Origin of the sequence: Ruegeria sp. HKCCSP351 (assembly GCF_017872535.1) — a bacterium.
In the GTDB taxonomy this organism is placed as follows: domain Bacteria; phylum Pseudomonadota; class Alphaproteobacteria; order Rhodobacterales; family Rhodobacteraceae; genus Ruegeria.
The window spans coordinates 367,702-380,666 of record NZ_JAEDOV010000002.1 but is presented as its reverse complement, the minus strand read 5'-3'; the positions used below and the strand labels follow the sequence as shown (position 1 = coordinate 380,666).

Sequence of the window (12,965 nt, the reverse complement as noted above, 5' to 3'; positions counted from 1 at the left end):
ATGCCTTACCTTTGCACTCAGAAGTCTCGCCGAGATGATGGTCTTGGCTATCTTTTCGGGCGCTGATCTGGGATTTGTCATTACCCATCACCGGACACGGGTGTTTTGGTGATCATCGGTGCACCGGTCACTACAAACCTTCTATTCCGCTGGAACTGATCGCGGAAGTGATCCAGATGATCAAAGCGCTTTTTCACCCAGCTTGCCGTAATCTTGAAGCATCTACGATACGACGACGAAAATTGCCGTTGGTTTTACAGCTGCGGCTGAATAGCGCTTCTTTACGCTAAGGACCCGCGGTTTCTTGCCTAAAAAAAGATGTGCAAACTTGGCAAGGCTGATCTAACTTTTTAAATGCGGGGGCGCATCTCCGAATAATGTGGATTGAAAACATTGAAACCTGAACACCGCGTATCTGCGGCCCCCCGCCATGAACTGCGCAATGTGCGCAATCAGGGGATCGCGTTCCTTGCTTTGGCGTTCTTGTTCAGCATTTTTGTGAACCTGCTTATGCTGACGGGCCCATTGTTCATGTTGCAGGTGTATGACCGGGTATTGGGCTCACGTGCGGTGGAAACCCTGACAGCGCTGTTTTTGTTGGTGGCGTTGCTTTATGCGCTGATGGCGATGCTGGACTTTGCCCGCGGTCGCATCGTTGCCCGGTTCGGTGCACGGTTTCAGTCACAGTTGGATGAGCGCGTCTTCGAAGCAACGCTGCGACGTTCACTTCTGCCGCAAATTCGGTCGGCCCCGGCAACGGCTTTGCGCGATCTGGAATCCATTCGAAACCTGTGCTCGTCCCCCGTTTTGTTGGCGGTGATGGATATTCCGTGGACGCCGGTTTTTTTGGGTGCGATTTTCCTGTTTCATCCTTTGTTGGGTTGGCTGGCCGTGACAAGCGGTGCGTTGCTTGTCGTGATTGCATTGCTCAATCAGGCGCTGACCAGCAGGAAAGTCGCCGAGGCACAATCAGCAGCAGCGCGAGCAAATGCCTTTGCCGAACATGCGCGACAAGCGGCAGAGGTTGTGCGCTCTCAAGGTATGCAGGCGGACGTGACAAAGCGATGGTTGGACCAGCGTTCGAATGCCTTGCGTCAAACCATCTCCGCCAGCGATTGGACGGGTAGTTTTACGTCTTTGACCAAGTCTTTACGACTGTTTCTTCAATCTGCAATGCTTGCCTTGGGCGCGTGGCTGGTTCTGCAAAATGAAATGACACCGGGCGCGATGATTGCGGGCTCAATCCTTTTGGGTCGGGCCCTCGCCCCGGTCGAACAAGCGGTTGGCCAATGGGGCATGATCGAGCGTGCGCGAACGGCCTGGACTTCGCTCAGCCGGTTTTTGGATCAGACCCCACCCGAGGAGCAGCGGATCCGCTTGCCCATCCCGAAAGCGCAGCTGGAAGCCAAATCTCTGACTGTTATTCCCCCTGGGGCAACAACGCCTACGTTGCGGAACGTGAATCTGAAGCTGCAACCGGGCAAGGCGCTGGGTGTCATCGGCAAAAGTGGGTCGGGAAAGACGACTCTGGCCAAGGCGTTGCTGGGGCTTTGGAACCCGGCAGCCGGGGAAATTCGGCTGGGTGGTGCCACTCTGGATCAATATGACTCCAACGATCTGGGCAGCCATATCGGATATTTGCCGCAGCAGGTTACCCTGTTTAACGGGACCGTGGCCGAGAACATCGCCCGGATGTCAGAAAACCCGGATTCCGAAGCGGTGGTGGCCGCAGCCAAGAAAGCTAATGCGCACGACCTGATCCTGTCTTTGGAGAAAGGTTATGGTACCTTCCTTGAAGGCAATGACAGCCAGTTGTCCGGCGGACAGAAACAGCGCATCGCGCTGGCCCGCGCCCTCTATGGCGACCCTGTTCTGCTTATTCTGGACGAACCAAACTCGGCACTGGACGCGGATGGCACCGAAGCCTTGAACGCAGCCGTGAGGGGGCTCAAGGCGGCCGGCAAAGCCGCGATCATCATGACACACCGCCCGCAGGCCATTTCGGAATGTGACGATCTGGCCGTTGTCGAAAAAGGACAAGTGGTCAGATTCGGCAGTCGTGACGAGGTTCTCAGCGCAATGGTGCAAAACGCGGGCGCGATTAAGCGCAAGCTTAGCCCCGTAGGTGAATAATGGCAAAAAAGACGACCAAGAAGCAGGCGCAGGCCTGGAGTATGAGAATTCCTGCCCTGGTGGGATTCGCCGCGCTTGCCATTTTGGTTGGCGGATTGGGTCTTTGGGCAGTTAAGACGCGCCTCGCCGGTGCGATCGTATCCTCAGGCGTGATCGAAGTGCAAAGCAACCGCCAGGTGGTCGAACATCCTGATGGTGGCGTTGTTGGAGAGATCTTTGTTCGCGATGGTGATGTGGTCGCCTCGGGCGAGATGCTGTTACGGCTGGATGATACCTTCTTATCGTCCGAACAGACGATTGTCGAAGCGCAGCTTTTTGAGCTGCTGACACGCCGTGTCCGTCTTCAGGCCGAACGCGACGGGCTTTCGTCGCAAGAGCTGTCGGCGCGGTTGCACGAGGTTCAGACGGAATACAACATCGATCTGGACCTGATCGAAGGTCAGCAAAACCTGTTCAACGCCCGCGTGGAAACGCTGTCCAAACAGCAGGAACAGCTGAACAAGCAGTTGGTTCAGATCGAAAGTGAGATTGAAGGTACACAAGCCCAACTCGTATCGCTGCGCCGTCAGGTCGAATTGATCGAGGATGAGTTGGAAGACCAGCAAAACCTGCTGAAACGTGGATTGACGCAAACCAGTCGTGTGCTGGCCCTGCAACGGGAAGAAGCCAGCCTGACAGGTGAAATAGGCCGACTGGAAGCCGCAGTCGCCCGCCTCAAAGGGCAGATCGCTTCAACCGAGATCCAGATCGTTGAACTGACTGCAACCCGCCGCGAAGAGGCAATTACCACGTTGCGGGACGTTCAGGCACAAATTGCTGAACTGTCGGAACGCCGACTGTCCCTGACCGAGCGGCTGACACGTTTGGACATCCGCGCACCGGTCAGCGGAACAGTATATGGAAGTCAGGTCTTTGCCCTTCAGTCTGTCGTTCAGCCGGGTGAACCCATGATGTATGTTGTTCCACAGGATACGCCATTGCTTGTCGCCGCGCGCGTTGACGCGATCCATGTAGATCAGTTGCATGTGGGTCAACCTGTTGCCCTGCGGTTTCCAGCCTTCAATCAGCGTGAAACGCCTGAATTGGACGGGCAGGTCAAAAACGTATCAGCCGATACATTCACGGATGAAAAATCAGGCTTTACATTCTACCGCGCCGAAGTGGTTATGAATGATGGCGAGCTGGACCGTCTCAACGGTCAGGAGCTTTTGCCGGGTATGCCTGTTGAGACACTGATCAAAACCGATGAACGCACCCCGTTGTCCTATCTTGTCAAGCCGATGGCAGATTACTTCAACCGTGCCTTTAGGGAATAACGGCAAGGCTATCTCTGGATAACTGCGCTTTCCCATTCGGCCAGAAAACGGCGGCGTTTTAATCTGTCCAAAAACGTCATCAGCGCTGGATCCAGCCCGATCGTTTCACGTTCTTCGTCCGTTTCAAAAGGTGCCAAAGGCGGGAGGGTGTGGCTGCCGCCTGCCCGGCTGGATTGACTGGATACAAGGTGACGCACAAAAGACGCGGCAAATTCAGGTACGGGTGTACCTTCAAGCACCATCGCCGTGCGCATCATGGTTGTCTGAAAATCCGACGGCAGGATAACCTCAAGTGTATCCTTGTGCCCGGTGCGCGCGTCCGCATAGCTGCCAAGAACATTATAGGCGACGGCGATCTCACCTTTGACAAGATCATCAATCATGTCGCCGGAACAGCAGTAAAGGCGCACATCCAACCCGCCCATGACTTCCATCAGACGCCAGAACGTTTCTGACGCACGGGCATCCTGCGTCGCAAACAGATACCCTAGACCGGACTGACGGATGTCATATGTTCCCACCCGGCCCCGAAAACTGTCCGGTCGCATTCGAAGAGCTTCAATCAGTTGCTGTCGGGTCTCTGGAATAGGCGCACCGGAAAAGGCGGCACGGTTAATCACGATGGTCGCGGGCTCAAACGTGAAGGCGAAAAGACTGCGATGCCACTGTGCCCAGGACGGCAGAGATATGTCATCTATCACGCGTCCATATCCGTCATTGGCCAGTTTCAGTTGCAGGTCCATAGCGCTGGAAATGACAATATCGAAGTCTTCCGGTGCGGCACGCACGATCCGATCGATGTCGGCAGTACCCGTCACCATATACTCGACGGAAATGTCTGGGTTTTCCTTGATAAAGCCGGAAATCATGGGTTCAAATAAAAGCGTATCCGTGCTTGAGATGACCCGAATATGCGCCTCGTCCGCTTCGGCGTTGAATACTTGCCGATCCTCCCAGATTTGCGCCTGTGTGACTGCGGGAAACCAAAGGAGGACTATAGCGATAATGTAACGCATGCGCCGCCTCCCTGCCTGTTGGACAAGTCAAGCGCTCCACCATGCGCTGTTGCAACGTCCTGCACGATGGTCAGACCCAGACCGGACCCGATGGTGCCGCTTGCGTTCTTACCCCGTTCAAAACGGCGCGTGAGAGTGTCAATTTCGTTTGAGGGAAACCCCGGGCCACGGTCTTTTACCCGGATTTGAACCCGAGGTTCTGAAGTGACTTCGATGCGAACAGAACTGTCAGCCGGAGCATATTTCAGTGCATTGTCGATCATGTTGCGCACGGCGTTTTGAATGAGGATGGGGTCACCTGAATACATGACCTGTGGGTCGCCACAAAGCGACAGTGACAGGTCCTTCATCTCGGCAATTGGTGTCAGGCGCTGCACAAGGTCACGGACCAAGGCGTTCAGATCTATGTCTTCCCGCTCAAGATGGTCAGCCCGGAACGTGATCATCGCATGATCCAACAGCTGTCCAGCTGCACGAGAGCTTTCGTCAATGGCGCGCACCATCGAACGCAGAGCCTCGCGGTTTTCTTCTTTTTCAACCCTTTGCAAAGTGGCGTCAGCATATGACCTGACCGTAGCAAGTGGGGTGCGAACACGGTGTGCCGCCTCGGCAATAAAGTCTTCTGACTGGCTGAGTGACTGATCAAGCCGACCCATCAATGAGTTCAGTGAAGCAACCAAAGGGGCCATTTCGCGGGGTACCGGCTTTTTGAACGGGCTCAAATCCTGCGGCCCACGGCGGGTGACAGAGGTTGTTAATCTGTTCAGCTGCCCGATGGTCGAGGACGTCGCCCAAAAGGAAAGAGCGGCAGCAAGGGCAAAGAACCCTACACCCAGAATAGCTGCATTGCGCGAAATCTGGTCCAGAGTTTCGGCCAACGCGTCTTGTGTTTGCCCCAGCGCGACCACGAGCTCGGTTTGCTTATCCAATCCCACCAATGTTCGGCTGGCGCTGACCTGACGTATGGTTTCACCCCGGATCTGACTGAATCTAAAAAGCGACTTGCCGTCACGCTGTCCAACGGTCGGAGGAAAATCCTCGTATCCGGACAGAAAAGACCCGTCCTGAAAGATTGAATAGAAGATCCGGTCATCCGCAGGGGTGCTTAGCATCGCGAAGGCGGCATATGGGATGTCGACCTCCAACACCCCTTCCCGCAAAGCGGCCGCATCGAGGATAGATGCCACTGATGCGCCAAGTATGTTGTCCTGCCCCTGTTGCGCGACCTGCGCAGCATAGTTTCGCACTGCGACAAACAGCAGGAACGCAAGTATGGCCGCGCCACCGATCAGTGTCAGAACCAGCCTGTTCCTCAGCGATCCTGACACATTGGGATCAGGAGGCATGGTCAAGTCTGTATCCCAGCCCACGCAACGTGGTGATCTTCAGGTTCGAGGGTTCCAGATGCTTGCGCAGGCGGCCCACATAAACTTCGATCGCGTTATCAGAGACATCATCATCATAAGAAAAAAGCCGGTCGGTTAGTTTTTGTTTCGAAAAAACCTGACCAGGTGCGCTGATGAACAATTCCAGCAGGCGCAGTTCACGATTCCGCAGCGACACGGTCTCGTCACCCACGGTAAGATGGCCCGCCAGGGGATCGAATACGATGCCACCGACTTCTATCGTTGTCTTCGTATTCCCGGATTTGCGACGCAGAACTGCGCGGCAGCGCGCTTCAAGCTCGGCATGATCAAACGGCTTGGTGACATAATCGTCAGCACCCAGATCAAGCGAGCCGATTCGATCCGAAACCTGACTGCGGGCCGTCAAAACGATCACCGGCGTGTCCAAATGGCTCGCGCGATGCCGCTTGAGGAAATCGCGACCGTCCCCGTCCGGCAGCATGATATCCAGCAGGATCAGATCGTATTCCTGCGATTCAACAAAGGCTGTCGCATCGTCCAGTTTTGAAGCGTGATCAACCACATGGCCGTCCAACCTCATGCGGGAACCGATCGCGTTTGCGAGGTCAAGATTGTCTTCGACAAGTAGAAATTTCATCGGGTCTTAACACTATTCTCGTGCATGACAGGTTGATGTCAGGTTGGTGTGTTTAAGTTTTTCCCAATCTGAGCCGCCATGCGGCCCGTTGTCAAATGGGAGGACATCATGACAACTTTCGCACTGGGCCGTCGCGCCCTGATCGCAGCTGTTGCTGCAGTCGGTCTTGCAGGACCTGTTCTGGCTGAAGACCAGGTAGTGGACAGCATCCACTTTCTGATCCCCGGCGGTGCCGGTGGTGGTTGGGACGGTACCGCTCGCGGCACCGGCGAAGCGCTGACGAACGCCGGCCTTGTGGGCACCGCATCTTATGAAAACATGTCAGGCGGTGGTGGCGGCAAAGCCATCGGCTATCTGATTGAAAACGCCGACAGCAACCACGGGACACTGATGGTGAACTCCACGCCAATTGTGATCCGTTCGTTGACTGGGGTGTTTCCTCATAACTTCCGCGACCTGACACTGGTGTCGGGTACGATCGGTGATTACGCAGCCATTGTCGTCGGTAAAGACAGCCCCATCAACTCTATGAGTGATCTGCTGGCTGCCTTCGACGCTGACCCGGGCAACACGGCCATCGGCGGCGGCTCGGTCCCCGGTGGCATGGACCACCTGGTTGCAGCCATGGTGATGGAAGCGGCTGGGAAGGATGCGCTTGGCGTGAAATACATTCCGTATGATGCGGGTGGCAAAGCCATGGCTGCCCTTCTGTCCGGCGAGATTGCAGCGCTGTCCACCGGTTTTTCGGAAGCCGTCGATCTGGCCAACGCAGGTGAAGTCAAGATCATTGGCGTCACATCGGCAGATCGTGTTGACGCCGCCCCAGACGCGATGACCATGAAAGAACAGGGCATCGACACCACATTTGTGAACTGGCGTGGCTTCTTTGCGGCCCCAGGTCTGCCCGAGGACAAGCTTGCAGCTTACCAGGCCGCGCTTGCAAAGATGTACGAGACCCCTGAATGGGAAGAGGTTCGTGCACGCAACGGTTGGGTGAACATCCACAACTCGGGCGATGATTTCCGGTCATTTCTTGAGCAGCAAGAACAACAGATTGGTGATCTGATGAAGAAGCTGGGCTTCCTCTGAATCCAACTTGGGCAGAGCGGTAACCCGCTCTGCCAACCCTGACGACTAAAAAAGGAGGGGGTCCCATGGCGCTGGATCGCTGGATCGCGCTCATTCTTCTGGGTGTTTGTTTAACATATGGCTACGCCGCTTGGTTCACGATGGACAGTAGCCTGCCCCCTTTCATGCAAAGAAACCCCATATGGCCAAGCACTTTCCCCAAAGTGCTGTCAATTCTGGGGATCGCCACTACCACGATCATTCTGCTGGGCTTTGAAAAGGCTGAACCCAGCGAACCTGAAATCGATTACCGGCGGTTGGGCGATTACCATCTTGGTCAGGCGATCATGTTACTAGTTCTGATGGTCGTCTACGCGTTGTGCCTGCGCCCCGTAGGGTTCCTGATCTCAACTTCGGCCTTCCTGATCTTTGGGTCTTTTATCTTGGGTGAACGAAAATGGCATATCATGCTGCCCGTCGCCCTGATCGCCACCGGTACGGTCTGGTATCTGGTTCAGGAAGTCCTTGGCATCTACATGCGCCCTTTGCCCGGCATTTTCGGAGGCTGACATGCTTGAAGGACTTCTGATTGGCCTGCAAACGGCATTCTCACTGCAAAATCTGCTGATGGTCGTGGCGGGCTGTCTGATTGGCACATTCATCGGAATGCTTCCGGGTCTGGGCCCGATGTCGATTATCGCCATCATGATCCCGGTCGCAATTTCCATGGGCGACCCGTCCGCTGCGCTGATCCTGCTGGCCGGCGTGTATTATGGCGCCATTTTTGGTGGTTCGACCTCTTCTATTCTGCTGAATGCGCCGGGGGTCGCGGGTACCGTCGCCTCCAGCTTTGACGGCTACCCGATGGCGCGTCAGGGCAAAGCGGGCAAGGCCCTGACCATTGCAGCAATCGCGAGTTTTGCAGGCGGAACGTTAGGCGCATTGCTTTTGATGATCTTCGCCCCTGCCCTGTCCTCTGTTGCGTTGCTTTTCCATTCAGCCGAGTATTTCGCGCTGATGGTTGTCGGCTTGTCGGCCATTGCCGCCTTTGCGGGAACAGGCCAGGTTGCCAAGGCTATCATAATGACAATCCTTGGGTTGATTATGGCGACCGTTGGTGAAGGCGCACTGTTCAATATGCCTCGTTTCACCATGGGCATCATGGATTTGCAGTCGGGCTTTGGCTTTATCACACTTGCAATGGCCATGTTCGCATTACCCGAGGCGCTGTTTCTTGTCCTCAAACCCAAGGACCTTAAGGGGGAAGAAGGTGAAATCAAGGACCTGCGCATAAGCAGGGAGGAAGCCAAAGCCATTGCACCAGTGATTGGCCGCCAGTCTATACAGGGGTTTTTCATCGGCGTTCTGCCGGGAGCGGGCGCAACGATTGCCAGCTTTCTGGGCTACGCGGTCGAGCGTAACATCGCCCCAAAAGCCGAGCAGGACGAATTCGGTAAAGGGTCGATCAAAGGGCTGGCCGCGCCTGAAACGGCGAACAACGCCGCCTGTACAGGCTCGTTCGTGCCGCTGCTGACCCTGGGCATTCCCGGATCGGGAACGACGGCAATCCTGCTTGGGGCATTGATTGCTCTGAATGTGACACCGGGCCCACGCCTTATGCTGGACGACCCGCAGATCTTTTGGGCGGTCATCATGTCCATGTTCATTGGCAACCTGGTGCTTCTGATCCTGAATCTGCCGCTGATCCCTTATATTGCCAAAGTACTCTCGGTGCCGCGCAACTATCTGATCCCCTTTATTTTGTTCTTTACTCTGATGGGGGCCTATATCGGGCAGAACAATGCAACCGAACTGCTGATACTGGTAGGTTTTGGGGTATGCGCAACGGCGTTGAAATTCGCTGATTACCCATTGGCACCACTGCTGATCGGTTTCATCCTCGGTGGCATGATGGAAGATAACTTCTCGCGGTCCATGCAGCTGTACGATGGCATCGCCTTTATATGGGAGCGCCCGATGACGCTGGGTCTGCTGGTTATCGCGGCGCTTCTGGTGCTCCTACCCAGCTACCGCGCGCGCCGTGCACAGGCCAGGTCAGAAGGGGTTGCCGAAGGTGACTGACCCGCTGGCGGGAATACGGGTTCTCGATCTGACCAATGTCCTCGCGGGTCCGTATTGCTGTTACCAACTGGCATTGATGGGTGCCGACGTGATCAAGGTCGAACGCCCTGATGGTGGCGACCTTGCTCGTGTTCTGGGTGCTGATCCTGCCAGAAACAAGGCGGGGATGGGGATCAGTTTTCTGGCGCAGAATGCCGGGAAAAAGTCTGTCGCGCTGGACATGAAATCGGAAAAGGGCAAGGCGCTGCTGAAACGCCTTGTCCAGTCCGCTGATGTTCTGGTGGAAAACTTCCGGCCCGGAGTAATGGATCGTCTTGGTCTTGGTTATGAAGTTCTGCGCAACGTCAATCCCAACCTGATCTATTGCGCCATCAGCGGGTTCGGGCAGGATGGCCCCCGGCGCGATGATCCGGCTTATGACCAGATTGTGCAGGGTATCAGCGGCGTGATGTCAATCACCGGCGCCCCCGACACGGCACCGTATCGTGTCGGCTATCCGTTGGCGGACACGGTCGGGGGGATGACGGCTGCCTTTGCAGTCTCGGCGGCATTGAACGCCAACCCACGCGGCACCTATCTGGATGTTGCGATGTCCGAAGCCGTTATTTCGACAATGGGCTGGGTTGTATCAAATTATCTGGTGGGTGGTGTAACGCCCGGAGCGCATGGGAATGAGAACACAACCTCGGCCCCCTCAGGTACATTTGCCACGCTGGACAGCCCGATCAACATCGCGGCCAATCGGGACGAGCAATGGCAGGCACTTGCCCGCTATCTGGGGCGAGATGACCTGCTAAACAACCCCGACTACGCAACGCGTGAAGACCGCAAAAGAAACCGCCACGCCTTACGCTCAGAACTGGAACGAACCCTAAGAACGAAGGCTGCGTCCGAATGGGTGAGTGCACTAAATGCATTGGGAGTACCAGCCGGACAAGTTTTGACCGTGCCCGAAGCCCTTGCAGACCCGCAACTTTCCGATCGCGGTCTGATTGGCTCTTTACAGGTTCACGGCGAACAGATGCAGCTTGCAGGCAGTCCCGTCGTAATGGATGGCATCCGGCGAATGCCGCAAATCGCACCACCAAAGCTTGGGGCCGACAACAAAGCGGTGTGGTCCGAAATCGGATTGACCGACGCGGAAATCGACGCGCTAAGCAGAGAGGGGATCATATGAGCGATGTGGCAGATTGGTGGGCAACTTCCATCATCGATATGGAACCTGGCCGGATAGACCTGCGCGGAGAGCCGATTCAAAACCTGATCGGACGTCTTGGTTTCGCGGAAATGATCTGGTTTATGGTACGTGGAGACCGCCCATCAAAAGCGCAGGCCAAATTGTTCGAAGCCGCGCTGGTCGCGGCAGTCGACCACGGTCCTCAGGCCCCATCGATTGCGACCGCGCGCATGGCGGTTACATGTGGCCTGCCCCTCAACAACGCGATGGCAAGCGCGGTGAACATGTTGGGCGACATTCATGGAGGGGCCGGCGAGCAGGCCGTGGAACTCTACCATTTTGTGGGCCACTACCCTGGCGCTTTGGAGCAGGCAATCGATGCGTGGATCGAAAGCCACGGAAAGATACTTCCGGGTTTTGGGCACAGGTTTCACACGCCTATAGACCCCCGTGCGCCGTGCCTGATGGACTTGGTCGCCGAAGCGGTGAAAACCGGTGCTTGCGATGGGCAATTCATGCGCATTGCGCAGCAGATCGAGGCAGAACTTGCGCGGCATAAGGGCAAACCTGTCCCGATGAACATCGATGGCGCAACCGCAGTTATTTATGCCGAGCTTGGGTTTGCGCCACCATTGGCGCGCGGCCTTTTCTGCCTGTCCCGATCAGTGGGTATTCTGGCACATGCATGGGAGCAGATGCAGCAAGGTGGTCGCAACAAAGGACCGACCCCGCCCTCATATCGCTGGACGTACCAGCCTAGCTAAGCGCTTTTCCGATGGGATCGATTTGCCAACAGATCGGCGGCCGCACGGGCAATAACCAACTCTTCATTTGTCGGAATAACCATGGCGACCACTCGGGACAGGTCTGTCGAGATGATCCTATCATTGTCCGCGTTGGCTTCGGGATCCAGTTCAATCCCCAACCACCCCATTCCGGAACATACCCTGTCGCGCACAAGGCGCGAGTTTTCTCCGATACCACCTGTGAAGATCAGTGCGTCAATACCGCCCAGTATTGCTGCCATTGCACCAAGTTCGCGGCGGATGCGGAACGTGAAATAGCTGATGGCCTGTCGACTTTCGCGGGTATCTGCTTTTTCAAGAGTGCGCATGTCGCTTGAAAGTCCGGACAGACCCAGCAAACCTGATTTGCGAAACAGAAGGTCGGAAATCTCAGAGGCGCTCAACCCTTCCTGATCCATAAGATACAACAAAACACCGGGATCAAGCTGACCGCAACGGGATCCCATCGGCAGCCCGTCCAACGACGAAAACCCCATGGTCGAACCGACGGACCGGCCCCCGATCATGGCACACATCGACGCCCCGTTACCCAAATGCGCAACCACAACCCGCCCCGCGTGCAAAAGCGGCGCGGTTTTGGCCAAATGGTCCGAAATGTACTCATAACTAAGCCCGTGAAAACCATAGCGCCGGACGCCTTTGTCGTAATACTCGCGCGGCAGGGCGAATACGTCGTTCTCCCAGGGGTGGCTGCGATGAAAGGCCGTGTCGAAACAGGCAATCTGGGCGGCATTTGGAAAGCGTTCCATAGCTGCCTTGACGCCAGCCAGGTTATGCGGTTGGTGCAGAGGTGCATACGGAGAGAGCTTGTCCAACTCCTCCAAAGCAGCGGCAGTCAACGGCAAAGGCGTATCGATCTCAGGTCCGCCGTGAACAATACGATGCCCAACCGCGGTGACCTCGCAACTGGGGAAGGCCCGTGACAACAGATTCAGTACCCAGTCCAGGGCAGCAGCGTGGTCGTGAATATCGCCTGCCGTGCCATTCGCCAGAACTCCACCACCAGATGACCGCGCCTTGACGATTGGCTCAGGCTCACCGATCCGTTCGACCACACCGGTGCACACCATGACTGGATCGTCTTCTGTCAGTTCGAACAGGCCGAACTTCATCGAAGACGATCCGGCATTCAGTGTCACGACATGTGTCATGCATATCCTCTGGTTTGCGAAAAGGTGAAGTTCCTAAGGTTTACTGATCCGCTCTGGTACAAGGTTGAGTTTAAGACATTACCCAAGACTACGAGCCAGCCAACCGCTACAAACCCCGGTCTTTGCAAATCTCCATGGAAGAAAAGATCGTTCAGCCCATTTTTTTCCGGGGTGCCAACATCACCTTCATTCCTGCCAACCTAGTCGTAATC

General features: G+C 55.9%; 11 protein-coding genes and 1 pseudogene. 8 read left to right on the top strand and 4 right to left on the bottom strand.

Features of this window, described 5'->3' with window-relative positions:
* Window positions 1–28 precede the first annotated feature (28 nt).
* The 3 genes and pseudogenes from I9182_RS20375 to I9182_RS05920 form a co-directional block, all read left to right on the top strand.
* Window positions 29–159, top strand: a pseudogene (locus I9182_RS20375) (AbrB family transcriptional regulator); the annotation flags it as partial.
* A 276-nt stretch (window positions 160–435) separates the two neighbouring features.
* Window positions 436–2,133: a type I secretion system permease/ATPase gene (locus I9182_RS05925; RefSeq protein WP_209507145.1), complete on the top strand. Its 1,698-nt coding sequence runs from the start codon at window positions 436–438 to the stop codon at window positions 2,131–2,133.
* 41 nt (window positions 2,134–2,174) lie between these two features.
* A complete protein-coding gene (locus I9182_RS05920; protein ID WP_245222507.1) occupies window positions 2,175–3,449 on the top strand; it encodes an HlyD family type I secretion periplasmic adaptor subunit in 1,275 nt (424 codons plus the stop codon).
* 8 nt (window positions 3,450–3,457) lie between these two features.
* On the opposite strand, the gene I9182_RS05915 is transcribed toward I9182_RS05920, so the two are convergent.
* The 3 genes from I9182_RS05915 to I9182_RS05905 are packed head-to-tail and all read right to left on the bottom strand — an operon-like array spanning window position 3,458 to window position 6,469.
* Window positions 3,458–4,465, bottom strand: a complete 1,008-nt coding sequence (locus I9182_RS05915) for an ABC transporter substrate-binding protein (RefSeq protein WP_209597205.1) — start codon at window positions 4,463–4,465, stop codon at window positions 3,458–3,460.
* Complete coding sequence (locus I9182_RS05910; RefSeq protein ID WP_209597581.1) at window positions 4,444–5,811, bottom strand: sensor histidine kinase; 1,368 nt, start codon at window positions 5,809–5,811, stop codon at window positions 4,444–4,446. The genes I9182_RS05915 and I9182_RS05910 overlap by 22 nt, the downstream gene beginning before the upstream one ends.
* The gene (locus I9182_RS05905) at window positions 5,801–6,469 is read right to left on the bottom strand and encodes a response regulator transcription factor (protein WP_209507084.1); all 669 of its coding nucleotides are present in this window, start codon (window positions 6,467–6,469) and stop codon (window positions 5,801–5,803) included. Before I9182_RS05905 ends, I9182_RS05910 begins: the two co-directional genes overlap by 11 nt.
* 108 nt (window positions 6,470–6,577) lie before the next feature.
* Here I9182_RS05905 and I9182_RS05900 point away from each other — a divergent pair, with 108 nt between their 5' ends.
* From I9182_RS05900 to I9182_RS05885, 5 genes are all read left to right on the top strand, one after another.
* On the top strand, window positions 6,578–7,558 hold the full coding sequence (locus I9182_RS05900) for a tripartite tricarboxylate transporter substrate-binding protein (protein WP_209597203.1): 981 nt from the start codon (window positions 6,578–6,580) through the stop codon (window positions 7,556–7,558).
* Window positions 7,559–7,623: 65 nt separating this feature from the next.
* On the top strand, window positions 7,624–8,106 hold the full coding sequence (locus I9182_RS05895) for a tripartite tricarboxylate transporter TctB family protein (protein ID WP_209597201.1): 483 nt from the start codon (window positions 7,624–7,626) through the stop codon (window positions 8,104–8,106).
* A gap of 1 nt (window position 8,107) precedes the next feature.
* The gene (locus tag I9182_RS05890) at window positions 8,108–9,619 is read left to right on the top strand and encodes a tripartite tricarboxylate transporter permease (RefSeq protein ID WP_209597199.1); all 1,512 of its coding nucleotides are present in this window, start codon (window positions 8,108–8,110) and stop codon (window positions 9,617–9,619) included.
* Window positions 9,612–10,796 (top strand): CaiB/BaiF CoA-transferase family protein, encoded by a 1,185-nt coding sequence (locus tag I9182_RS20370; RefSeq protein WP_348540382.1) that lies wholly within the window; start codon window positions 9,612–9,614, stop codon window positions 10,794–10,796. The genes I9182_RS05890 and I9182_RS20370 overlap by 8 nt, the downstream gene beginning before the upstream one ends.
* The gene (locus tag I9182_RS05885) at window positions 10,793–11,560 is read left to right on the top strand and encodes a citryl-CoA lyase (RefSeq protein WP_245222506.1); all 768 of its coding nucleotides are present in this window, start codon (window positions 10,793–10,795) and stop codon (window positions 11,558–11,560) included. The genes I9182_RS20370 and I9182_RS05885 overlap by 4 nt, the downstream gene beginning before the upstream one ends.
* On the opposite strand, the gene I9182_RS05880 is transcribed toward I9182_RS05885, so the two are convergent.
* A complete protein-coding gene (locus I9182_RS05880) occupies window positions 11,557–12,753 on the bottom strand; it encodes an acetate/propionate family kinase (protein WP_209597195.1) in 1,197 nt (398 codons plus the stop codon). The two genes, I9182_RS05885 and I9182_RS05880, sit on opposite strands and share 4 nt — an antisense overlap.
* Window positions 12,754–12,965: the final 212 nt, after the last annotated feature.